The sequence below is a fragment of the Candidatus Villigracilis vicinus genome (assembly GCF_016702885.1).
Classification (GTDB): Bacteria; Chloroflexota; Anaerolineae; order Anaerolineales; family Villigracilaceae; genus Villigracilis; species Villigracilis vicinus.
Window position 1 is genome coordinate 17,200 of record NZ_JADJDD010000016.1, and the last position, 22,170, is coordinate 39,369.

23 protein-coding genes are annotated in these 22,170 nt (G+C 51.6%); 16 read left to right on the plus strand and 7 right to left on the minus strand.

Annotated features, from left to right (window positions below):
• The first annotated feature begins 200 nt into the window (after positions 1–200).
• Positions 201–1,382, plus strand: a complete 1,182-nt coding sequence (locus IPG80_RS13135) for a diguanylate cyclase (RefSeq protein ID WP_345107566.1) — start codon at positions 201–203, stop codon at positions 1,380–1,382.
• Between the two features lie 46 nt (positions 1,383–1,428).
• On the opposite strand, the gene IPG80_RS13140 is transcribed toward IPG80_RS13135, so the two are convergent.
• Positions 1,429–1,695 (minus strand): hypothetical protein, encoded by a 267-nt coding sequence (locus tag IPG80_RS13140; RefSeq protein ID WP_345107567.1) that lies wholly within the window; start codon positions 1,693–1,695, stop codon positions 1,429–1,431.
• A 171-nt stretch (positions 1,696–1,866) separates the two neighbouring features.
• On the opposite strand from IPG80_RS13140, the gene IPG80_RS13145 reads away from it, so the two are divergent.
• From IPG80_RS13145 to IPG80_RS13200, 12 genes are all read left to right on the plus strand, one after another.
• On the plus strand, positions 1,867–2,214 hold the full coding sequence (locus IPG80_RS13145; RefSeq protein ID WP_345107569.1) for a hypothetical protein: 348 nt from the start codon (positions 1,867–1,869) through the stop codon (positions 2,212–2,214).
• The gene (locus IPG80_RS13150) at positions 2,196–2,969 is read left to right on the plus strand and encodes a hypothetical protein (RefSeq protein WP_345107571.1); all 774 of its coding nucleotides are present in this window, start codon (positions 2,196–2,198) and stop codon (positions 2,967–2,969) included. The genes IPG80_RS13145 and IPG80_RS13150 overlap by 19 nt, the downstream gene beginning before the upstream one ends.
• A 36-nt stretch (positions 2,970–3,005) precedes the next feature.
• Positions 3,006–3,248 (plus strand): hypothetical protein, encoded by a 243-nt coding sequence (locus IPG80_RS13155; protein ID WP_345107573.1) that lies wholly within the window; start codon positions 3,006–3,008, stop codon positions 3,246–3,248.
• A gap of 578 nt (positions 3,249–3,826) precedes the next feature.
• On the plus strand, positions 3,827–5,263 hold the full coding sequence (gene trpE / locus IPG80_RS13160; protein WP_345107575.1) for an anthranilate synthase component I: 1,437 nt from the start codon (positions 3,827–3,829) through the stop codon (positions 5,261–5,263).
• 82 nt (positions 5,264–5,345) lie between these two features.
• On the plus strand, positions 5,346–6,398 hold the full coding sequence (gene trpS / locus IPG80_RS13165) for a tryptophan--tRNA ligase (RefSeq protein ID WP_345107577.1): 1,053 nt from the start codon (positions 5,346–5,348) through the stop codon (positions 6,396–6,398).
• 110 nt (positions 6,399–6,508) lie between these two features.
• Positions 6,509–8,287 carry an anthranilate phosphoribosyltransferase gene (gene trpD, locus IPG80_RS13170; RefSeq protein ID WP_345107579.1) on the plus strand — a complete coding sequence of 593 codons (1,779 nt, stop codon included), beginning with the start codon at positions 6,509–6,511 and terminating at the stop codon, positions 8,285–8,287.
• A complete protein-coding gene (locus IPG80_RS13175; RefSeq protein WP_345107581.1) occupies positions 8,284–8,601 on the plus strand; it encodes a hypothetical protein in 318 nt (105 codons plus the stop codon). Before trpD ends, IPG80_RS13175 begins: the two co-directional genes overlap by 4 nt.
• On the plus strand, positions 8,541–8,954 hold the full coding sequence (locus IPG80_RS13180) for a hypothetical protein (protein ID WP_345107655.1): 414 nt from the start codon (positions 8,541–8,543) through the stop codon (positions 8,952–8,954). Before IPG80_RS13175 ends, IPG80_RS13180 begins: the two co-directional genes overlap by 61 nt.
• Positions 8,955–9,023: 69 nt before the next feature.
• Positions 9,024–9,659, plus strand: a complete 636-nt coding sequence (locus tag IPG80_RS13185; protein ID WP_345107583.1) for a phosphoribosylanthranilate isomerase — start codon at positions 9,024–9,026, stop codon at positions 9,657–9,659.
• 60 nt (positions 9,660–9,719) lie between these two features.
• On the plus strand, positions 9,720–10,916 hold the full coding sequence (gene trpB, locus IPG80_RS13190) for a tryptophan synthase subunit beta (RefSeq protein ID WP_345107585.1): 1,197 nt from the start codon (positions 9,720–9,722) through the stop codon (positions 10,914–10,916).
• 81 nt (positions 10,917–10,997) lie between these two features.
• A complete protein-coding gene (gene trpA / locus IPG80_RS13195) occupies positions 10,998–11,777 on the plus strand; it encodes a tryptophan synthase subunit alpha (protein WP_345107586.1) in 780 nt (259 codons plus the stop codon).
• Positions 11,774–12,085: an antibiotic biosynthesis monooxygenase gene (locus IPG80_RS13200; RefSeq protein ID WP_345107587.1), complete on the plus strand. Its 312-nt coding sequence runs from the start codon at positions 11,774–11,776 to the stop codon at positions 12,083–12,085. The genes trpA and IPG80_RS13200 overlap by 4 nt, the downstream gene beginning before the upstream one ends.
• Position 12,086: 1 nt before the next feature.
• Here the strand turns inward: IPG80_RS13200 and ansA are convergent, their stop codons facing one another.
• The 4 genes from ansA to abc-f all read right to left on the minus strand — a co-directional run bounded on the left by ansA (position 12,087) and on the right by abc-f (position 15,752).
• Complete coding sequence (gene ansA / locus IPG80_RS13205) at positions 12,087–13,097, minus strand: asparaginase (protein WP_345107588.1); 1,011 nt, start codon at positions 13,095–13,097, stop codon at positions 12,087–12,089.
• 142 nt (positions 13,098–13,239) lie between these two features.
• Positions 13,240–13,581: a VOC family protein gene (locus tag IPG80_RS13210; protein ID WP_345107590.1), complete on the minus strand. Its 342-nt coding sequence runs from the start codon at positions 13,579–13,581 to the stop codon at positions 13,240–13,242.
• Positions 13,582–13,677: 96 nt separating this feature from the next.
• Entirely contained in the window at positions 13,678–14,124 is a 447-nt protein-coding gene (locus IPG80_RS13215) for a GNAT family N-acetyltransferase (protein WP_345107592.1), read from the minus strand.
• An 11-nt stretch (positions 14,125–14,135) separates the two neighbouring features.
• Complete coding sequence (gene abc-f / locus IPG80_RS13220; protein ID WP_345107594.1) at positions 14,136–15,752, minus strand: ribosomal protection-like ABC-F family protein; 1,617 nt, start codon at positions 15,750–15,752, stop codon at positions 14,136–14,138.
• A gap of 217 nt (positions 15,753–15,969) precedes the next feature.
• Here abc-f and IPG80_RS13225 point away from each other — a divergent pair, with 217 nt between their 5' ends.
• Entirely contained in the window at positions 15,970–16,812 is an 843-nt protein-coding gene (locus tag IPG80_RS13225; protein ID WP_345107595.1) for a PIG-L family deacetylase, read from the plus strand.
• A gap of 97 nt (positions 16,813–16,909) precedes the next feature.
• A complete protein-coding gene (locus IPG80_RS13230; protein WP_345107597.1) occupies positions 16,910–17,251 on the plus strand; it encodes a PilZ domain-containing protein in 342 nt (113 codons plus the stop codon).
• A gap of 6 nt (positions 17,252–17,257) precedes the next feature.
• On the opposite strand, the gene IPG80_RS13235 is transcribed toward IPG80_RS13230, so the two are convergent.
• Positions 17,258–18,799 carry a hypothetical protein gene (locus tag IPG80_RS13235; RefSeq protein WP_345107599.1) on the minus strand — a complete coding sequence of 514 codons (1,542 nt, stop codon included), beginning with the start codon at positions 18,797–18,799 and terminating at the stop codon, positions 17,258–17,260.
• Between the two features lie 34 nt (positions 18,800–18,833).
• On the minus strand, positions 18,834–20,210 hold the full coding sequence (locus IPG80_RS13240; RefSeq protein ID WP_345107600.1) for an amidase: 1,377 nt from the start codon (positions 20,208–20,210) through the stop codon (positions 18,834–18,836).
• Between the two features lie 181 nt (positions 20,211–20,391).
• On the opposite strand from IPG80_RS13240, the gene IPG80_RS13245 reads away from it, so the two are divergent.
• Complete coding sequence (locus IPG80_RS13245) at positions 20,392–22,128, plus strand: SUMF1/EgtB/PvdO family nonheme iron enzyme (RefSeq protein WP_345107602.1); 1,737 nt, start codon at positions 20,392–20,394, stop codon at positions 22,126–22,128.
• Positions 22,129–22,170 lie beyond the last annotated feature (42 nt).

The window sequence follows — 22,170 nt, forward strand, 5'->3', positions numbered from 1 at the left end:
TTAGTGTATATACACGTATTTGAAAGGTTTGTCAATGGTCAAAGAGTGCTGCCCAATGGATGCAAGGCGCTACAACTCAAGTGTATTTATGACCGGGAGGGTTTTATAATAAAGGGTCTTCGCGAAGTTTGTTCTACAGGTATGGTATATGGAGTTTTATTTGATTTATCTTGATCGTATCTACGGTAATGCGGGTAAGTATGCTGCCAATTAAGATGGACATGCCCACGATCCTGTTGTTCCTGTTTTTTGGGAACCTTATTATTGCTGGCATGTTGGCTGTTTATTCCAGTAATACGATCGTGTATTCTACAAATCGTCGGTATTTGCTGGGAAAGATCATGCAAAGTGTGGCGTGGATTTTGCTTGCATTGCGCGGCTATATTCCCGATCTGTTTTCGGCGTATGCAGGGAATTCGGTTCTTATCGCCGGGCTTGCATTGGAAGCTTTGGCATTGGTTTCTGTTGAAAAAGGCAACAAAAAATTTGCAATTTTTTATGCTTTCCTTGTAACTGTATTTATCCTGGCTTTTTGGGGATTTGCAAGAAGACCAAATGAATATGTGTATGTCTCATCCTTCTTTGCATCTGTGATTTTTCTTTCGGTGACGGTCTTATTGTCACGCAGTGGTAAAAGATCGATTCTTCGCTATTTGCTCAGTGCTGTTTTTGTGCTTTCAAGCGTTATTCTGCTGGTTCGTGGTATCAATGCTATTTTGGATACCAATTACAGATTGATGTCGAACGAGTTTTCTCAAAACCTGACCTTCCTCTCGACCTACTTCCTTATGATCATCAGCGGAAGTGGTTTTTTGCTGCTACAGCGCGAGCGGACCGATAACCTGCTCAAAATCGCGAATCAAGAATTGGAACAACTTGCGCACTTTGACAGCCTGACAAATCTCGCCAACCGTCGAAGGTTCAGGGAGCATCTGACCTATGGGATTTCGGAAAGCCGCCGCCGCGCAGAGCCGCTGGCATTGATCATGGCGGATATTGATTTCTTCAAAAGCTACAACGATTATTACGGTCATATTGCCGGGGATAAGTGTCTGATCGAGGTGGCGCAAAGTTTGGCACAGCATTGCAGGCGCAGCACAGACCTGATCGCCCGCTTTGGCGGAGAAGAATTTGCGATTGTCCTCTTGAATACGAATATGACCGAGGCGTGCAGGATCTCTGAATTACTTCGCAAAGAAGTTTCAGACCTTGCCATTGCACACGAAGGTTCCTCTGTCAGTGATTCGGTTACCTTGAGTTTGGGCGTGTTTTCCGCGACCCCAACCTCAGATGAGCATGATTACGACTGGTTCATCCTCGAAGCGGACCGGCGACTCTACGCCGCCAAACATGCCGGGCGGAATCAGAGTATTTGTGTGTAATCTGCCCTTCCTCATGCACAAGGATTTTCCCGGATCTGCAGGGATGTTATTGGATAAAATTCCCGGCACGTAAAACACCGACCACACCAACCAAAACCCAAAAAACGTTCAGCAGAGTGTAAGCCCGGTCTTTCTTGAGAATGGCACACCACGAGAGCAGAAGTGCGTCGATGGTGTTAAATACCCACACGAACATGAAGGGACTGGCAGGTCCGAGCCAACTGACAAGGCTAAAACTGAAGATGCGCATGATGACGCCGATCATTTCAAATACGCGGATGTGTTTCAGGACAAAAGCGTTCATTGCAGACATGAGGCACCTCGCTAAAAAGTTTGGCGAAGTATACCCATTCTGTCCGCTCTTTTCAGTAGGCTTTTCCACGCTTCATAGCTATTGAGGCAAGTTATTACACTAGCTTGAGGGGAATTTTGGTAAACTTGAAAATTCGTCCTGCGCGAATCAACTTTTCACCGAGGAAATCAGATGAAATATTTATTGATCAAAGGCTCAATGCATGTGGTGGGATATTCGCCTGATGGCGACTCGATGATGTTCAAGGCAGCCAACCCAGCCCTGTGGGATGGATTGGAAAACGAAAATAAAGAAATCTTTACCGAAAAGTTGACCAAAGAGAACGGCGCGGTTCAGTTGCGTTTGGAAGGCATTGACGCGTTGGAGACACACTTCGGACCCATGCCGTTGCCGACTCCGCCTGACTTGAAATCGAAAGAGAAAAAGACAAGGAAGGGAAGCCGAAACCGGGTCATTACAAGCAGCCAGAAGAAATTGGACGCGTCGCCGCTGAAGCATTTATGTGGCTGGTGGGTGTAAAAAAGCAGCAGTGGCGCAAATTCGGTAAGACCACCTGGGTTGCCAAAGCCTGTTTTGAAAAAGATGGACAGGAAGTTTGGCTGGACGAGAAACAGACAGACCACATTCCCGCCTACATCGTGACCAGCAACATCGAAAAGAATGGACGTCCGCTCGCCTGGGTGTTCCCTGGCGATACGAATGACCCTGACGGTTCCGAGTTGACGAAAGAGATGCTCGCCAATCGCTTGGAAAAAAGCGTCAACTATCAACTCCTACGGTACGGATTGGTGTATCCCTATTTCTTTATGACCCTGGCTGGACGACTGCGCGATAAATTGATTGAAGCCGTGCGTCGTGCCCAAGCGGACGGACATCAAAAGAGACAAGCCCTTGAAAATAGTACCGCTGAAAGAACTCGTAAAATTCCGAACCTATGGGTGTACGATCGAAGCGTTGCCGATGGGATAAAGATATCCGACCTCAAAAATATCACGGACGAGATGGAGATTCACCCGTATCTTTTCCGCAAAATCGCCAAAACCTGGTACTCCCAGCGCATGCAGGACTATTGGAATGCCTTGCGCGAAAATAGCCCCTATGATTTCGATGAAAATGATAAAAGCCTGAGGTTGGCTGGGCTATTTGAAGATGGCGACCCGACTGTATTTATTATCAGCGACCAGGATTTTGTGAAGCTGAGTGAAATTGTTCAAATAAAAGATAATACCTTGCAGCTCCTGCGCTCACCGATGGATATTGTCTTTTTGTCGTAGAAACGAAAATAACCTTTCATAGCGAAGGATAATCTTGTGAGTACACTTCAAATCTACAATATGCCCGACGATTTGTACCAACGTATTCAGGTCATGGCAAATGCCAAGAATCGCTCTCTGAACGCGCAGGTGATTGATTTGCTTTCCCAAGCCATTGAAATCGAAGAAAGCCGCATAAAGCAGATGAAAGTTTTGAATTCCATCCAAGGTAGACGTTTCAAGGCTCCAGAAAATGCGCCCCCGTCATCAGACCTGCTCCTTGAGGATCGCGAGCGATAACCACTCATCACCGCGGACGCTCCGCTTGCGAAGGCGATTGATTGGGCAATTTGGATCGGGGATTTGGAGGTGTAATTCTCCTTGACACATCCCGCCCGCGGACGTAAAATCTCGCCCAACATAAACCAAAAACGCTGACGAGGACGAGTACACTTCAAAGCGATTTCCAGAGAGCCGAGCAGAAGTTCTGAAAGCGAGGCAAAAGCGCAGAAGTCGAATGGACCTCCGAGTTGTGAAGAGAAAGATACTAGATATTCGATAATTCGAGACTAGTAGCGAGTACCAGAGACGGGAACTGCACCCGTTACCCCGCAGAGTTTCTTAGAGAGATAGATATTAGATATTCGAGACTAGATAACTAGTCAACTATCGAACTAGCAAACTAAAGAGTGACGCTGGCTTCCTTTTCCTGTGTGCATCACGCAGGAATTTTTTGTTAAAACGGCGTTTAACTTGGGTGGCACCACGAGATTCCCCTCTCGTCCCAATGGACAGGAGGGGATTTTAATTTAACGATATTCGAACATCGATATTCGGTTTTCGAGTATCCAATATCGAATATCGAAAAGGAGCGTCAAATGCTACTTGAATCAACAAATGTACAAACCATCATCAGAGAAATCTCCGCTGACCTCGAGACTCCCGTCAGCCTGTATCTCAAACTGCGCGGAGACGGCGCGTCGTTTTTGCTGGAGTCTGTCGAAGGCGGCGAGCGCATTGCGCGCTATTCGTTCATCGGCGTTCAGCCAAAAGCGTTGTACATCTTGCGTGATGAAGAAATTGAAATTCAAGACGAACATGGTTCACGCACCACACATGTCGAAGGCGACCCGACGCGCTTTTTACAAAATGAAATGGATCGCTTTCCCGCTGTCCGCGTGCCGAACGCGCCGCGCTTCACGGGTGGGTTGGTGGGCTTTCTCGGGTTCGAGTCGGTTCGGTTTTTTGAACCAACCCTAAAGTCCAGAATGAAGCGCGCGAGCATTCCCGACGGCATCTACATGCTGGCAGATACCATCGTCGCCTTTGACCATGCGCGTCGCAGCATCTTCCTCATCGCCAATGTCTTGGATGGCAACACCGAAGCCGCGAATCAAAAACTGGACGCGATCGCCGCGCGCATCGAACAGCCGCTGCCGCCTGCGCCAAAGGTCGAGGTCAAGCCGTCGAAGGTCAAGTCGAATCACACGCAGGGCACGTACGAAGACATGGTGCGCGCCGCGAAGGAAAATATTTTGGCGGGCGATATTTTTCAGGTGGTGCTTTCGCAGCGCTTCACGCGCGAGACCAACGTCGAGCCGTTCGATGTTTATCGCGCCGTGCGCCGACTCAACCCGTCGCCGTACATGTTCTTTTTTGATTTCGGAACCGTGGACGGTGAGCCGCTCTATCTGTGCGGATCGTCGCCTGAGATGTTCGTGCGTTTGGAAGGAAGAACCGCCTCACTCCGCCCGATCGCTGGGACGCGACCCCGAGGCAAAGACAACGCCGCTGACGACGCTCTCGCGCAAGAACTCCTCGCCGACCCGAAGGAACGCGCCGAGCATGTCATGCTGGTTGACCTCGGACGCAACGACCTCGGGCGCGTGTGCGAATATGGCACCGTGCGCGTTTCGGATTTCTTCACGGTCGAAAAATATTCACACGTCATGCACATCGTCTCGCACGTGGAAGGGAAGTTGAAACCTGAACTGACCGCGTTCGATTTAGTGCGTGCAGCGTTTCCTGCTGGCACAGTCAGCGGAGCGCCGAAAGTCCGCGCAATGGAGATCATCGCCGACCTCGAACCCGACGCGCGCGGCGCATACGCAGGCATGGTCGGCTACTTCGGCTTCGACGGCGCCATGGACACCTGCCTCGCCATCCGCACCATGGTCGGGCGCGGGGACACCGTCAGCGTGCAAGCAGGCGCGGGCATCGTCGCAGACTCGAATCCCACCGCCGAATTTCAAGAGACGGTGAATAAGGCGAGTGCGATGTTGAAGGCTATTGATACTGCTGAATCGAATAGTTGACGGTGGACGGTTGGTAGTTGACAGTAGAACTGCCACCAACTACCAACCATCGACCACCAACCGATCAAAAGGAACCTAACCCATGCCTAATACCAAACCCCGCTTATTCACTGGCGACCGCCCCACAGGACGCCTGCACCTCGGACATTACGTCGGCTCGCTCTCGAACCGCGTGCGCTTGCAGCATCAATACGACTCCTTCTTCATCATCGCGGACTTGCACACGCTGACCACCAAACCCGAGCGCGAATACATCAAAGAAGTGCCAACCTTCATCCGCGAGATTGTTTTGGATTATCTTGCCGTCGGCATTGACCCGAACGTCAGCACCATCTTTGTGCAATCGGCTGTGCCTGAAACCTTCCAGTTGAATCTGCTCTTTGAAATGCTCGTCACCGTTCCGCGTTTGGAACGTATGCCCACCCTCAAAGACATGGCACGCGACGCCAACATGGACTCCATGCCATTTGGTCTGCTCGGCTATCCCGTCTTGCAAGCCGTGGATATTCTCCTCCCGCGCGCGCAAGCCGTCCCTGTTGGGCGCGACAATCAATCGCATGTCGAACTCGCCCGCGAGATGGCGCGTCGCTTCAACAACCTCTACGGCGAAGTCTTCCCCGAACCCGAATCCATCATCGGTGATGTTCCGCTTTTGGTCGGCACAGACGGACAAAGCAAAATGTCCAAGTCGCTCAACAACGCCATCTATCTTTCCGACGATGCGGAGACGGTCAAACAAAAGGTGATGAACATGTACACCGACCCGAAGCGACTCCGCGCCACCGACCCTGGGACGGTCGAAGGCAATCCCGTCTTCATCTACCACGACGCGTTCAATCCCTCCTACGCCGAAGTGGACGACCTCAAGGAACGCTACCGCCAGGGCAAAGTCGGCGACGTGGAAGTCAAGGAAAAACTTGCCCGCGCCATCAACAACTTCCTCGAACCCATCCGCGAAAAACGCGCCTACTTCCTCGCCCATCCCATGATTCCGCGCGACGTCCTCGCCAACGGCATCCGCCGCATGCAAGCCGAAGCCAAACAGACCATGGAACTCGTCCGCGAGAAAACAGGCTTGTCCTACTCCCTCGATCTGTTCGCGGATGAATTGGATATTTTCGGGAACGAAGAATAATCCGTCATTGCGAGGAGGGCGGAGCCCGACGAAGCAATCCCAACACAATGGGTGAGATTGCTTCGGGCGGAAGAGCATCGCCCTCGCAATGTCGAAGAAAGGTTTTAATCATGCTAGTCCTAATCGACAACTACGACTCATTCACCTACAACCTCGTTCAATACTTCGGCGAACTCGGCGCGGACATTCGCGTCTACCGCAACGACCAGATCTCGCTGAACGAACTCATCGCCCTCAAGCCCGACCACCTCGTCATCTCCCCAGGTCCAGGCGAACCGCTCAAAGATGGCGGCGTCTCGCCCGAAGCCGTCAAATACTTCACGGGCAAAGTCCCCGTGCTGGGAGTCTGCCTCGGGCATCAATGCCTCGGCGCCATCTACGGCGGCAAAGTGGACCGCGCTCCGCGCCTCATGCACGGCAAGACCTCGCCCGTCAAACACAATCAGCAGGGCATCTTCAAAGACATCCCGACTCCCTTCGAAGCCATGCGCTATCACTCGCTCGTCGTCTATGAACCGATTCCCGCCGAACTCGAAGTCATCGCCCAAACCGACGAAGGCGAAGTGATGGGACTCAAGCACAAGCAGCACCCGACCTACGGCGTGCAATTCCACCCCGAGTCGATCCTCACCGAGCATGGCAAGCAATTGCTCAAGAACTTCCTCGATATCAAGATCGCGCCTCCGCCATCCACCGAACCCGTCATGCTCAAACCGTTCATCGCCAAAGTCATCAACCGCACCGACCTGACCGACCTCGAAGCCGAAGAAGCGATGACCGTCATCATGACAGGCGGCGCGACTCCCGCGCAGATCGGTTCGTATCTCACCGCATTGCGCATGAAAGGCGAGACCATCCCCGAGATCACAGGCTCCGTCCGCGCCATGCGTAATGTCGCCGTGAAGGTCAACGTCAATTCGGCAGATCCCATCTACGACATCGTCGGCACAGGCGGCGACGGCGCGCACACGTTCAACATTTCCACCGCCGCCGCATTCGTCCTCGCAGGCACGGGACGCAAAGTTGCCAAGCATGGCAACCGCGCCGCGTCCTCTCAATGCGGCAGCGCGGATGTTCTCTCCGCGCTCGGCGTCAATCTCGACCTCACGCCCGATCAAGTCGCCGCAGCCATCGAGCAGGTCGGCATCGGCTTCATGTTCGCGCCCAAGTTTCATCCTGCCATGAAACACGCCGTCGGTCCGCGCAAAGAGATGGGTCAGCGCACCATCTTCAACGTCCTCGGTCCGCTCACCAACCCCGCGGGCGCGCGCATCCAACTCACGGGCGTTTACGACGCCAAACTCACCGAGCCGCTCGCGCACGTGCTCAAAGAACTCGGCAGCCAAGCCGCGCTCATCATCCACGGCGCCAACGGTCTCGACGAACTCAATCCCACGGGCGTCAATCGCGTCAGCCATCTTCGCAACGGCAATGTCGAAACCTACGATCTCAACCCCGCCGACCTCGGTCTCGCGCCCTGCACTGTCGCTGACCTGCGCGGCGGCACCCCCGACGAGTCCGCGCAGATGATGAGAGACATTCTCTCCAATAAACTGACAGGCGCCCGCCGCGACGCCGTCCTGCTCAACACCGCCGCCGCCCTCGCCGCCGAAACAGGCGACTTCAAATCCGCGCTCGCCGAAGCCACCGCATCTCTCGATAGCGGCAAGGCTCTTGAAAAACTAAATGCCCTCATCGCCTTCACCGCGGGGCGGATCGCGATCCGCCCTACAGAAACCCGCCATGACAAACATCTTAGAAAAAATCCTCGACCAAAAACGATTGGAAATTGCGGCGCTCGACGCCCAAGCCTTGCGCCACGCCGCCGAGCAGAGTCCAACGCCCAGAGATTTCCTTGCCGCCATACAGCGCCGCCGCTCGGGATATGATCCCCGTAGGGGGACTCCGCCCGAGCCTGATCGCTGAACTCAAGCGTGCTTCACCCTCGAAGGGAATCCTCGCCCCGCACCTCGACCTCTTCCAAGTTGCCGACATCTACACCCAAAACGGCGCCGCCGCAATTTCCGTCCTCACCGACGAAAAATTCTTCCAAGGCAAACTCGAAACACTTCGCACCCTACGAACCGATTCCCGAATCTCATTCCCCTTCTCCGTAAAGATTTCATCATCGACCAATCCCAAATCTACGAAGCCCGCGCCAACGGAGCCGACGCCATCCTCCTCATCGCCGCCGCTTTGTTAGACGACAAAAACTTCGCCGACCTCCACGCCTGCGCTTTGAGTTTAGGTCTCACCGCCCTCGTCGAAGTCCACGACGAAGCCGAAACCGAACGCGCCTTGAAAATTCCCAACATCCAACTCATCGGCATCAACAACCGCAACCTCGCCACCTTCGACGTTTCACTCACCACCACCGAACGCCTCCGCCCAATGATTCCCGCCGAAATCACCGTCGTCGCCGAAAGTGGCATCTTCACCGCCCCAGATGTTGAACGTTTAGCGAAAGCCAAAATAGACGCCATCTTAGTAGGTGAAGCCTTAGTCACATCTGAAGATATCCCCGCGAAAGTCCGAGAACTATCGGGTGTCACCTGAGCGAAGCGAATGGTCTGAACGAGAGATGCTTCGCCGCAAAGCGGCTCTCGCAATGACATGGTTGAAATAATGACAATCATAAAAATCTGTGGCATAAAAACATTGAAAGACGCATTAGCCGCCATCGAAGCAGGCGCCGACTATTTAGGTTTTAATTTCTACCCCAAGAGTGTGCGCTTCATTGAAAAATCTGCTTGCGCTGACATCACATCCATGCTGAAGCGTGAACATCCGCAAATCAAACTTGTCGGCGTGTTTGTGAATTCATCCGTAGATGAAATCAAAGACATCCTGCAAACCTGTCACCTTGACCTTGCCCAACTCCACGGCGACGAAACGCCAGAGATTTTTGCCCAACTCGTCCCGCACGCCTTCCGTGCCTTTCGCGGAATCCCAGAATCAAATGCAGGTTATGAAAGAAATGAAGCGCCTGCCATGTTGATCGACGCCGCCGTCAAAGGCGTCTACGGCGGCAGCGGAGTCACCGCCGATTGGACAGCCGCCGCGGAACTCGCAAAAAAATATCCGCTCCTGCTCGCGGGCGGACTCACCCCCGAAAATGTCGCGGACGCCGTTCGCCAAGTCCAACCTTGGGGCGTGGATGTGGCTTCGGGTGTTGAATCCGCTCCAGGGGAGAAGGATGCGGGGAAGATGAAAGCGTTCGTGAGAGCGATACTCGATATTCGAGATTCGGAATCAGCGTAGATAAATTCCCAATCCCAAATATCGAATTACGATTATCGAATATCTGATAACGGAGAACTTATGTCAACCACTTTATTACCCCACAAATTCGGTCCCTACGGCGGACAATTCGTCCCCGAAACGCTCATGCCCGCGCTGATTGAATTGGAGCGTGAATTCGTCTCGGCGCGCAATGACCCAGCCTTCAATCAAGAGTTCGATAAATTGATGGCGTCATTTGTCGGCAGACCCACGCCGCTCACATACGCCAAACGCCTCTCTGAAAAATTGGGCGGCGCGCAAATCTATTTGAAGCGTGAAGACTTGGCGCACACAGGCGCGCACAAGATCAATAACGCATTGGGACAGGCGTTGTTGGTGAAGCGCATGGGCAAGAAACGCATCGTCGCAGAGACAGGCGCAGGTCAACATGGAGTCGCATCCGCAACCGCGGCGGCGCTGCTTGGATTGGAATGTGTCGTATACATGGGATCCGTGGACATTGCCCGTCAGGAGCCGAACGTCTTCCGCATGAAGTTGCTTGGGGCGGAAGTGCGACCCGTTGAGTCAGGCACGAAGACCTTGAAGGACGCCATCAACGAAGCCATCCGTGATTGGGTGACGAACGTGCGTGATACGCATTATCTTTTGGGGTCGGCGTTGGGACCGCATCCGTACCCGACCATCGTGCGCGAGTTTCAGTCTGTGATTGGGCGTGAGGCGCGCGAGCAAATGCTCATGGACGCGGGACGCCTGCCCGATACGGTCATCGCCTGTGTGGGCGGCGGCTCGAATGCCATCGGCGTCTTCAGCGGATTTGTCAACGACGAAGGCGTGGAACTCATCGGCGTCGAAGCAGGCGGCAGCGGAATCGCTTCGGGCAAACACGCGGCTCGCTTCGGCGACGCGACCAAGGCACGCGTGGGCGTCATCCACGGCACGCGAACGTATGTCTTGCAAGATGACGATGGTCAAATTGCTGAGACACATTCGGTTTCTGCTGGTTTGGATTACGCCGCCGTCGGTCCCGAACACGCCATGCTGCGCGATACCGAACGCGCCTTCTACACCTCCGCAACCGATGAAGAAGCACTGAGCGCCTTCCAAACCTTGTGCCACACCGAAGGGATTATCCCTGCATTGGAATCATCCCATGCCGTGGCGGAAGTCATCAAGCGCGCGCCGACCATGCGCAAGGATCAGGTGATTTTGGTGAACCTGTCGGGGCGTGGTGATAAAGACTTGAATACGGTGATAAAGGAATTAGGGAATCGGTAAATTGGGAATCGGGAATTGGCTACTGGACATGCTTTCCGATTCCCAAATCCCGACTCCCGATTCTCGAAACACGAGGAACTCATGAACAGACTTGAATCTGCTTTTCAAAACAAACCCATCTTCATGCCCTACTTCCCCTTGGGCTATCCTGACTTGCCCACCTCCATTGATGTGATCGAAGCCCTTGCCAAAAACGGCGCGGACTTGATCGAAGTGGGGCTGTCCTTCTCCGACCCGCTTGCAGATGGACCTGTGATTCAGCAAGCCACGCAAGTTGCGTTGGAAAAGGGAATCACAGTAAAGAAATCTCTGGAAGCCGTGAAAGAACTACGCAATCGCGGCGTGACCATCCCGCTGATTCTGATGGGATATTTCAACCCCATGCTGGCGTATGGACTGGAGAAATTTATCCACGATGCTCGTGAAGCAGGCGCGGATGGATTCATCATCCCTGACCTGCCATTGGAAGAAGCAGAGGAATTTCAATCCATTAATGGCGATATGCCGTTGATCCAAATGCTCGCGCCGACATCACCTGATGAGCGCATGGAATCTATTGCCCGCAATGCAAAGGGATTTATTTATTTAGTTTCAGTGACAGGTGTGACGGGTGAACGACGGGAAATCTCAAATGACCTTGGTGATTTGATTAATCGCGTGCGGGCACATACGTCCGCGCCGGTGTGTGTGGGATTTGGCATTGGCACACCCGAACAAGCCAAACAGGTCGGTCAACTCGCGGATGGAGTCATTGTCGGCTCGGCGTGTGTGAAAACGATCGGCGGAAGCAAAACGCCTGTTGAAACAGCGAAACAGTTTGCGGCGGAGTTCCGAAGCGCGTTGTCTGGAGTCAGAAAATGATCCTCGAAGTGGTCATCCTGAATATTATCCCCGGTCAGGAAAAAGAATTTGAGGCGGCGTTTGCAAAAGCGTCGCCTATTATTTCCAGCATGGATGGGTATCACTGGCATCAGTTGCAGCATTGTTTGGAAGTTGAGAATCGATATTTGTTGTTGGTGCAATGGGAAACGCTGGAAGCGCATACAGTTGGATTCCGCGGCTCGGAGCAATATCAAGAATGGCGTAAGTTGTTGCACCCTTTTTATGATCCGTTCCCCACTGTGGAACATTATGAGGTGGTGCAAGACTACAGAAAGACGAATGAATAATTTAGTTAGTCAATTCCCCGCGTAAATCGGTTTGCATCAAGCGTTTGATTTCATCTACAGGAAGATTTTGACTGAATAGATACGAGAGTTTTGCCAACGCGGCTTCGGCGGTCATGTCGAAGCCGCTGATGACTCCGGCTCGAGCCAAGGCGGAGCCGGTGGCATAGTCCCCAAGGTGGACACTACCCCGTAGGCATTGCGTGCAATCCACGATAACCACGCCGCGGGCGGTGGCTTCTTCGAGCGCGGCGAGAAAATCCGCGTTGTTGGTGGGACCATTGCCAACGCCATAGGCTCGCAGGATCAATCCTTGTAATGGCGGTTGGAGGAAGTTGCGCACGACCTGCGCAGGGATACCGGGCCACAAGGGCAGTGCGCCCACGTTAACTTGTTTCAATTCCTGCACTTGTAATGAGATCTGCGGTGCGGGCAATACCAAATTCTTGTGGACGCGAATCTCCACGCCGATGTCACCAAGCGGAGGCAGGTTGGGGGAGGCGAAAGCGTCCAAGCCATCGGTGCTGACTTTGACCGAGCGGCATCCGCGCAGGAGTTGATTGCCAAAGCATAAGCAGACTTCGGGAATATTGAAATTGGCAGCGACAGTGAGTGCGGTGATGATGTTCGCCCGCGCATCGTTGCGGACTTCGCACAGCGGAATCTGCGAGCCGGTGAGCAAGACAGGTTTTCCTAATCCCTCTAGCATGAACGGCAAAGCGGATGCGGTGTACGCCATCGTATCTGTGCCATGTAGAATGATGAAGCCGTCGTAGTTGTTGTAATGATTGCCAATGTCACGGGCGATCTTGTACCAATCTTCGGGGGTCATGTTCGCCGAGTCAAGCAGTGGATCATATTCATGAATTTCCACCTCAGGCATCAATTCACTTTTTAGCTCCGGCATGGATAGGATCTGCTCTGCCAAATATCCGGGCGCAGGGGCATAGCCTTCTGATGTAGGCTGCATACCAATCGTCCCGCCGGTGTAAATAATATAGACGCGTTTTTTCATGTAATGGTTACCTTCGCCGCAAAGATTTCATCAATTAAACCACGTTGCTCAACGATTTGATTTCGAAAATTTTTACTCTTAAAAACAAACTCACCTCGAAGGTTTAGATCGAAGTGAGTTTGTTTGAATATCTGAAAAAAAATTACATCGGGTTCATCAGTTGGAAGAAATTCCCATCCGGGTCTGCCAGGGTGGCAATTGCCCCTTCACCTTCACCCATGCCATACGGTTCTTTGATGACGGTTGCGCCAATGGTTTTGAGGCGTTCGAACTCTTCTTTAACTTGCGGCGTTTCAAAGTTGAGCATGATGCGCCCGGCGTCTTTCGCCTTGCCTCCCATTTCAGAATGGTTCAAGATCCCCAAAAATACATTGCCAACCTGCCAGCCCCAAAAGCCGTTATCGGGGTCAACCATATCGGCGGGCTTTCCAAGCAGTTTTTCATAAAAAGCTACCATCGCCGAAGATTGTTGTGTTCCAAGCATGACTGAATTCAAGTTCAACATTAAACACTTCCTTTCATTATTAAAGTGGGTAGCTTGATTTTAGAACAAAAGTTCTATTTTGGCAATGCCTATTTTCTACTTTGGCAGCCGTTTCATCTTGATGCAAGTGACCGGGTAGCCGTTGTTCTCGCCGTTGAAACGCCCGACCTCTTTAAAGCCTTCGCTTTCATAGAGTTTGATGGCGCTTTTGTTTCCATCGAGGACAATGGTCCATGCGCCAGCGCCGATCTCGCGGATGCCAATGCGCAGCAGTTCACGTCCGATGCCTTTGCCGTAGTGGGGTGGATCCACATAAAGCCAGGCGAGGTAATCCTCGTCCACGCCGACAAAACCGACCACGGTCTCACCATCACATGCGACGAATTTCTTGCTGCGTTTCAAGTCTTCCACTTCCTTATCCTGCTCGATCGGGATAAATCCGCGCGGGTCGCAGGAACCTTTGAGTTCGTCGGGTCTTGCCCGATCGTGGATCTGACAAATGGCTTGCCAATCTTTGTCTTCGTAGTTTCGGTAGGTGATCATGTTACAGTCTCCTATTTATAAATCTTTCCATCGCGTGCCTGCCAAATATCTGTAGCGAAGTGTTCGATAAAGCTGCGATCATGGACAACAGCGAGGATGGTCCCATTGAAATTCTCCAGGGCTTCTTCAAAGCGTTCACGTGATGGGATGTCCAAGTGATTAATGGGCTCATCTAAGATCAAAAATGTACAGCCTTGTGCTACTAACAGAGCCAGTTGTAAACGGGCACGTTCGCCGAAAGAAAGATCACCGGCGGGACGTAACGCTGCATCTCCCTTGAAGAGGAAGTAATGTAGGAAGTTGCGCGTCTCAGTTTCGTTGATCGTTGAGACGCTTTGAATGGTTTGAACCGAATTCAAAGCCGGGTTGAGCAACTCCTGTTCCTGTGCCATATAACCAAGTTTGGTTGCGCCTCCCAAACGGAACGAGCCCTTCAATGGGGGAATCTTCCCAACCACAGTGCGAATAAAGGATGTCTTGCCTGCTCCATTGGGACCCGTTAACACCACACGCTGACCTGCACGGATGAATAAGTTTATGTCCGTCAGTAACGGATTCTCTAGCGTGTAGCCAATCGAGAGCGAATCGGTCACCAACACATCTTTCGACTGATGTTCCGGCTGGGCAAGGTCTAGTTTTATGCCCCATTTGGGCATCGGTCTTTCTACACGTTCATCCGATTGCATGTAGCGGTCTAATTTTTTCTCGCGAGATTTTGCCTTCACTGCCACCTTTTTTGCAATACGGCGCACACCCGGTTGGCGCGGGGTGGTAGTCATTTCTACATGCAGGGCTTGTTGCTTGGTGCGATTGATATCATCTTTCATGCGGCGAATTTCAGTTTCCTGATCGCGATACGCATCCCATTGCTTGTTCCACTCATGATCTTTCGCGTCAAGATAGTCGCTGTAATTGCCTTCGTAAGACTTGATGCCATGCGTAATTGAATCCAATTCCAGTACTCTTGTTACTGTGTTATCCAAAAATGTGCGGTCGTGTGAGACGATCAGGGCTGCGCCTTTGAATCCCTTCAACCAACCTTCGAGCCATTCGAGCATTTCTATGTCAAGGTGATTGGTCGGTTCGTCCAGCAACAGAAGATGTGGATCATCCAACAAAACTTTGGCGAGCATGAGACGAGTCTTTTGCCCGCCGGAGAGATGGGCGACGGGCGTATCAGCGGGGAAGTGAGACAAGCCCAACGGCTCCAACACCGCCGACGGTTGAATGCCCTCTCCTGAGAGTTTGCGCAACGCCGAATCGTATTGTGCTTGGAGCACAGCATCGTTTGGATTTTGCGATAATGCCAGAGCGAGTGACTCCACTTCGAGCGCGGGGTTGGTTTGGGAATCTGAATCCAGCCCGAGCGCAGAGTGAAGCGTTTGTTCGGGGGAGAAATCCATTCCTTGAGCAAGGTAGCCGAGGCGTAGATTCTGGCGCGTAAAAGCAACATTCCCACGCTCCGCGTCAGGATGTTCCAGACCGGCAAGGATGCGCATGAGCGTGGTCTTGCCGGAGCCGTTTGTGCCGATCAGCCCGATGCGCTCGCCTGTGTTGATATTAAAGTTGATATTTTTGAGAACGGGTTGGATACCGAAATATTTTGAAATATTGTGGATACTAAGCATATGAACGAACTCCGTAGTTAAATAGAAAACCGAGGGCATGCCTCGGCAGTATTAAACGCCAATAGGGAAGTGCCCTGAAACAATTGGTTTAACTACTTGCTGTCTGTCATTCGCTGGGTATCCTTTTTCGTTTTATTTCTAACTCATTATACCGTGCTGGGGTAAACTTGTGAACGTTTTGAACGTCAAAGAAGTATCATTGATCAAAGAGGTTAATATGACGAAACGAGTTTTGGCAGTATTGGCTCATCCGGATGATGAGTCGTTTGGGTTGGGCGGTACGCTGGCATTATATGCGCAGCGTGGGTATGAGACGTATTATGTCTGCGCTACACGCGGCGAAGCAGGGACGGTGGACGCGGAGCATTTGAAAAGTTTTAAAGACACTGCCGAGATGCGTACAGATGAGTTGATGCGTGCTGCCAAGGAACTGGGTTTGAAGGAAGTGATCTTCCTTGGGTATCGTGATTCAGGTATGCCTGGCATGGAAGCCAATCAGCATCCTGATGCGCAGATTAATCATCCTGTCGAAGAAGTGGCGGGTAAGGTGGTAAAGCATATCCGTGCGATCAAGCCAGATGTTGTGATTACGTTTGACCCGATTGGCGGATATAAGCATCCGGATCATATCCATATTCATAAGGCAACGGTACTTGCTTTTGCCAATGCAGATGACGAAAATTTCCATCCGGAGGCTGGCGAAGGTTTCAAGCCAAGCGCTTTGTATTTTCAGGTCTTTCCACGCTGGTTCCTGCGTGTGATGACAAACCTGATGCCCTTGATCGGTAAAGACCCCACCAAATGGGGGCGCAATGGCGATATCAATTTGAAGGAACTTGCTGAGGTGGATTTCCCCGTGCATGTGCGTATTAATACCCGTTCTGTAGCTGAGATAAAGACGCGTGCCAGTGCTCAACATGCTTCGCAGGGCGGCATTCAGATGCGCCGCGGGCTGATGGGCTTTGTAACGCGATTGTTCGGCGAACGAGAAGATTTCATGCAGGCGTACCCCCCGATGGCAAATGGATCCAAAATAAAATCAGACTTTTTCGACTCTTAAAAGAGGAAAACAGTACAAAAGACATCTATTCCCAGGTTCTGCCTTGTGTTAAGATTCCGAAAAGTTACGGAATAATTCTGCCTTGAAGGAGAATGGGATGCCAGAAAAACGCACCGTACCGCGCAAGAAATTTAACATGTACATGCGTGTCATGGATGATGACACCAGTGAGATCCTTGGTCATATGGTGGAGGTCAGTTCCACCGGATTGAGGCTGGAAACGGTGGCACCTTTGCCTTTGAATAAGGATTACTATCTGCGTATTGAATTGACGCCTGACGTAGCGGCTGTCCCCTTCATTATTTTTGTTGCTCGTACCAAGTGGTGCAAAATGGATGTCTTTCAACCGAATCTGTACCAAGTGGGTTTCGCGATTGCTGAGATCATGCCTGAGGATCAGGCGGTTTTTATGCAGATTCTGCAAAAGTTCGGCTCGTAGCGTCTGTTATTTGGTGTAAGTAACCCTGAACATGCCCCGCACCGTGGATACGTAAGCCAATCCTTTTTCTGTATCCAATGCGATGGTGCGGATCCAGGGTCCCAGGTAAAAACTTGAAATTGGTTTATTTGTGGTCAGATTGATCACGACAAGCCTGTTGTTCATGAAATTCCCAGTGAGCAACAGGTTTCTTGTTGTGTCGAGTGTCAAGGTTCGATCCCCCAGGCTCGCTTTAATTCTTCCTGTAGCTTCAAGCGTATCTGCGTTGTACCGAAGGATCGCGCCATCCAACGGCGAGGCTATCCAGATTTCGTTATCTTTTGCAGAAAAGATCATACGATCTGTCCGCGGGCTAATTTCTACCTGTTTCGTGATTTTGTAGTCTGTCATATCCCAAACCGCAAAATATGGATCGCGAAAGGAATTGAAATACATCAATGGCTTTTCAGGGTGAAATATCAAGTATGCAGTTGGGATGATCGGGAAAGGCATACTGGCAATGATCTTGCCACTTTCACGTTCGAATACATAGACCGGTGTGCCGATCTCTGCATCTGCTTCGGAAGAGAGTACGATGGTGTCGTCGCGTGCCTGCCACTGGATCCATACATCTCCTGGCGAAAGGTCTGGTACAGGCACATACCTGAGCGTTTCCAAGGTCAGGGCATTCAAATAGACCAATTCGCGTGTTTCGGCTTTATATACGTACAGTTCTTGAAGCACCGGGTTAAAAGCAAAACTCTGAGTCTTACCAATGTCTTCGCGAGACCTGAGCGGAGGCTGCTCGAGATGATTTGTATCGAACGCCAGCATGAAGTTGGTTCCGCGCCCAACAACGTAGAGTAAGTCATAGTCTGGGTTTAACTCGACCCAGTTGTAAATTCCCGTGGCAAACTTTTCGACTGAGGGGTCGGCATGTATTTTTTCAGCAAGACTAAAGACTCTCGGGTTGTTATAGGGGACAAATAGAAAGATCCAAAATAGAGATGCAACGGTCACTCCACTCAACCACGCCCATTTTCTGGCGGTATTTCCCGCTCGACCTTTTTCCATCAACCAAAGAATATACGATTGGGGAATGAACGCTTCCACCACACCAACACCAGCCATAAAAATTAGGTCGACCCATCTGCCTGATGCAAGTCCCCTTGCAAGCCATTCCTGTGGGAGGGTATTCAGGGCGAGAAGCGTAGTTACCGCAGTTGTCCTTGCAAACGCAGCCGTCGTCTGGAAGAGATAAGTGTAGGATATGTAAATGACCAAAAACGCCCCTGCAAGGGAGGTGAGATACCTTACTGTATTGGAGAGGAAGACCAGTTTTTTGACCAGCCAAAACCCCAACCCCAGCCCGAGGATCAAGATAAAGTATAGAAGCAGACGCGTTGAGAGTGTACTAATGGTGAATACAATGAAATCCATCCGCCCTAAAAAACCGAACGTGCTTTCGTAAAACCCAACCAATTGGTATCGAAAAAGATATGCGACCAGCGCAAACAAAGGCAGACGGAACGCTGCCCATGGTAATACCCAATCTCGTTTCAAATTCATTTTCTGATAATAACAGATGGTGAAAAATTACGGGTCACTGCGTCGCGAGGATGGAAGGCTTCATTTTGTGCCAGTCGGTCGCTTCTTGATACGAGTAGCCAATACGCAGGACACCAGATTCATTCCAGGCGCGCGAGACGATCTGCAAGCCGATCGGCAGACCCTCGGAGGTGAAGCCGCAGGGGATGGAAATCGCGGGCAGTCCGGTCAGGTTGAATGGTGCCGTGAGGCGCGTCAATAGTCGAGCACGTTCCACTGCATTTTCGCCTTTGAGTACAGGAGCGGCAATTGGGGTGGATGGCAGGATGAGAACATCATATTCTTCGAAAAGAAGATCGCATCGTCTGCGGACCTCGACCTGGGTGCGCCGCGCCAACGCATACTCGCTGGAAGTGAATCCTGCTCCTGTTTCCAGCCGCTGACGAACATCCGCACCAAACCAATCGGGATGTTCCTGAAGCCGCTCACGATGGAAGGCTGCGCCATCTGCTTGAGTCATCAAAGAATTGGCAAGCGCACCCTCGCGCAAGAAGTCCATGTTGACTTCTTCGATGATCGCGCCTTGTTCTGCCAGTACATCCGCTGCTTTGCGGACGGCATGCAGAATGTCTGGGCTGGTGACTTCTTCAACAAAGGAACCGACTGCAAACGCCACCTTTCGATCACGGATCGAGTCGCGCATGTGGCTGGAAAAATCGCCGGGCAATGTCTTGAATGAAGCGGGGTCTTCGCTGTCATATCCGCCCATGACTTGCAACATCAAGGCGGCGTCTTCGACTCGTTTTGTGATCGGTCCGGCATGGTCGAGGTTCCACGAAAGCGGCAGGACACCCCTCAAACTGATTCGTCCGTATGTGGGTTTAAGTCCTACCACACCACATAAAGCAGCTGGAATGCGGATCGAGCCGCCAGTGTCCGTGCCAATGGCGGCGAGTGCCATTCCGGTGGCGACCGCTACCGCACTTCCACCGGAGGAACCGCCGGGGATGCGGGTGGTATCCCATGGATTAAGGCAAGCCCCAAAATGTGGATTGTTGTTGGTGACGCCGAGTGCGATCTCATGTGTATTGGTCTTGCCAATGATTTTCGCGCCGGCATTCTTGATCTTTTCTACTACAAAAGCATCTTCGCTGGGGACGTAATCGGCAAAGAACTTGGTCCCTCCTGTGGTGCGGATGCCCTTGGTGTTATACAGGTCTTTGACAGCAACGGGGATCCCTTGAAGGAGAGGAGCATGGTGATTGTTTGCCGCTTCCTCTGTTCCTTGTGGAATGACCGTGATGAAGGCATTCAGCGTCGGGTTGAGGCGCTCGATCTGACGGTAACAAGCAGCGGCAAGGTCAGCAGCGCTGATCTCATTGCTTTTGATCAATTCTTTTTGTTCAGATAAGGTCAGGGAGTCACTGTTCATAGTCATCGATTATAGCCAAAGATATTTATTTCTCCATAGCCTATGGGTACTGATGGATGAGTTATTATTCAAATTTTAATCTTGTTGCAAGCACGCTTTTATACCATTGGGTGATATAAATGCGCAATACTTCGCTACAGTTTTCATAATTGCAATTTCACCCAAAGGAGAAAGTATCTTTATGAAAAGTTTGATTGGAAAGGTCGTTGCTAGTTTGGCGCTGTTGGCAGTCCTGGTTTCAGCCTGCAGTTTGGGAGGCGGCAACTCCGCCAATGTGGAATCCGGTGCTGTGCCCGTGTCGACCGATGATCCTGCTGTGCTTTCTGTCTCTATTAATGGACCAGTTGAAGGGGCAACCATGCCCTGGGTGGATGGCAGCACACTGGTTTTTATCCCCGAAGGGTCATTTGGAATGGGAGAAACAGGCGGGGCCGATAATCCCTTACATACGGTTCAGTTAAGCCCGTATTGGATCCAGCAAAGTGAAGTCACCAATCGCCAGTACGCTTTGTGTGTTGCGAGTGGGCAATGTTCACCGCCGATGGATGACAGGCGGGCGCTTGCTATCAGCGAAGCTACCCAGGTGGATGTACCCGTAACAGGGGTCAGCTGGGACCAGGCTTCAACTTATTGTTCATGGATTCAAGGAACATTGCCCACTGAAGCCCAATGGGAAAAAGCTGCTCGTGGACCAGAAAGCCGGATATATCCATGGGGCGATACCAATCCTTCTTGTGACCTTTTGAATTTTGAGAACTGCGTCGGGCATCCGATCGAGGTTCGCCAATATGCCGACGGGCAGTCTTATTACAAGATGTTCGATATGGCAGGGAATGTCTTCGAGTGGGTATTGGATTGGTATGACCCTGCCTATTACCCGGTTTCGCCGCCCTCAGATCCTGCTGGAGCCGCAAGTGGAACAACCCGCAGTTTCCGTTCGAGCAGTTACTATTCTTTTGCCGCAGATGTAAAGCTTGCCCGCCGTTTGTATATGGAGCCCGCGAAATTCCGTGAAGACCTGGGGTTCCGTTGTGTGGTTCAAGACCCAGCGATCCAGACGCCTTATTGTCAGGTCAGCGCGGTCGGAATCAAACCATCCGGCGCAGACGGTTCGGCATCAAATTCGGGTAGCTGCGCTCCGCCTGAATTTGAACAAGGCAATGCCTTCTGTGCAAATGGGAATTCGTATTCAAATATTTTTGTTACATCGGGCGTATTGACATCTGTCGATCAGAGTTCTTTTTGTAATTATGGCGGTGTTACCGATGGAACCGAGCTTTTTACCTGTGGACCTGGTAAAACCGAAAAGACTATGAACATCTGTGGTGAATGCACAAGCGCACCTTCGGTAAATGAGATCAACTGCCCTGCCGGGTATACGGCAAATGCAGATGGTTCGTGCAGCTGGGGGGTAGCGGGCTTGGACTCAGTCGGTGGTTGTCCTCCAGGTTGGACGCCAGGCGGGAGCAATGGCGGAGGCGGTGGCGGTGATAAAGGCGGCGACGGTACCGTGTGTTCATATCAAGGACCGAAGGATGGTGAGCATTGCCCGCTTGGCACTTACTATGATCCGTCTATTGCTGCCTGTGTTGGAGAGATGATTCCAGGAACCCCAACTTGTGCGGCTGGGTTTACATACGATCCGCAGGCACAATGCTGTGTTGCTCCATCTGGAGGAAGTTACCCAGGGTGCGGTCCTAATGAGTTTATGAATGAACAAGGGTTCTGTACGCCATTGGTGATCAATACCACTTCTTGCGTTGATATCACGGTCTCTTATATAAGTTGTGAACTACCTCCCACCAAAGTGCCGGGAGATTCTGATGATGGTGGAGGCACGAGTTGCCAGTCGATTTCTTGTGATTATCCATACACCTTTGACGGAGTTTGTTCCTGCGTTTATAACCCAAAGCCTTAGATACTAATTCAAAAAAATCCCCCGCTGAACAAGCGGGGGATT

Excerpts from the sequence above, each read along its gene's own strand:
- IPG80_RS13185 (WP_345107583.1), top strand. The coding sequence starts at position 9,024 with ATGACAATCATAAAAATCTGTGGCATAAAAACATTGAAAGACGCATTA.
- IPG80_RS13145 (WP_345107569.1), top strand. The coding sequence starts at position 1,867 with ATGAAATATTTATTGATCAAAGGCTCAATGCATGTGGTGGGATATTCG.
- trpS (WP_345107577.1), top strand. The coding sequence starts at position 5,346 with ATGCCTAATACCAAACCCCGCTTATTCACTGGCGACCGCCCCACAGGA.
- IPG80_RS13150 (WP_345107571.1), top strand. The coding sequence starts at position 2,196 with ATGTGGCTGGTGGGTGTAAAAAAGCAGCAGTGGCGCAAATTCGGTAAG.
- IPG80_RS13215 (WP_345107592.1), bottom strand. The coding sequence starts at position 14,124 with ATGATCACCTACCGAAACTACGAAGACAAAGATTGGCAAGCCATTTGT.
- IPG80_RS13225 (WP_345107595.1), top strand. The coding sequence starts at position 15,970 with ATGACGAAACGAGTTTTGGCAGTATTGGCTCATCCGGATGATGAGTCG.
- trpD (WP_345107579.1), top strand. The coding sequence starts at position 6,509 with ATGCTAGTCCTAATCGACAACTACGACTCATTCACCTACAACCTCGTT.
- IPG80_RS13245 (WP_345107602.1), top strand. The coding sequence starts at position 20,392 with ATGAAAAGTTTGATTGGAAAGGTCGTTGCTAGTTTGGCGCTGTTGGCA.
- trpA (WP_345107586.1), top strand. The coding sequence starts at position 10,998 with ATGAACAGACTTGAATCTGCTTTTCAAAACAAACCCATCTTCATGCCC.
- IPG80_RS13200 (WP_345107587.1), top strand. The coding sequence starts at position 11,774 with ATGATCCTCGAAGTGGTCATCCTGAATATTATCCCCGGTCAGGAAAAA.
- IPG80_RS13240 (WP_345107600.1), bottom strand. The coding sequence starts at position 20,210 with ATGAACAGTGACTCCCTGACCTTATCTGAACAAAAAGAATTGATCAAA.
- trpE (WP_345107575.1), top strand. The coding sequence starts at position 3,827 with ATGCTACTTGAATCAACAAATGTACAAACCATCATCAGAGAAATCTCC.
- IPG80_RS13135 (WP_345107566.1), top strand. The coding sequence starts at position 201 with ATGCTGCCAATTAAGATGGACATGCCCACGATCCTGTTGTTCCTGTTT.
- abc-f (WP_345107594.1), bottom strand. The coding sequence starts at position 15,752 with ATGCTTAGTATCCACAATATTTCAAAATATTTCGGTATCCAACCCGTT.
- IPG80_RS13230 (WP_345107597.1), top strand. The coding sequence starts at position 16,910 with ATGCCAGAAAAACGCACCGTACCGCGCAAGAAATTTAACATGTACATG.
- IPG80_RS13210 (WP_345107590.1), bottom strand. The coding sequence starts at position 13,581 with ATGCTTGGAACACAACAATCTTCGGCGATGGTAGCTTTTTATGAAAAA.
- IPG80_RS13235 (WP_345107599.1), bottom strand. The coding sequence starts at position 18,799 with ATGAATTTGAAACGAGATTGGGTATTACCATGGGCAGCGTTCCGTCTG.
- IPG80_RS13175 (WP_345107581.1), top strand. The coding sequence starts at position 8,284 with ATGATCCCCGTAGGGGGACTCCGCCCGAGCCTGATCGCTGAACTCAAG.
- ansA (WP_345107588.1), bottom strand. The coding sequence starts at position 13,097 with ATGAAAAAACGCGTCTATATTATTTACACCGGCGGGACGATTGGTATG.
- trpB (WP_345107585.1), top strand. The coding sequence starts at position 9,720 with ATGTCAACCACTTTATTACCCCACAAATTCGGTCCCTACGGCGGACAA.
- IPG80_RS13140 (WP_345107567.1), bottom strand. The coding sequence starts at position 1,695 with ATGTCTGCAATGAACGCTTTTGTCCTGAAACACATCCGCGTATTTGAA.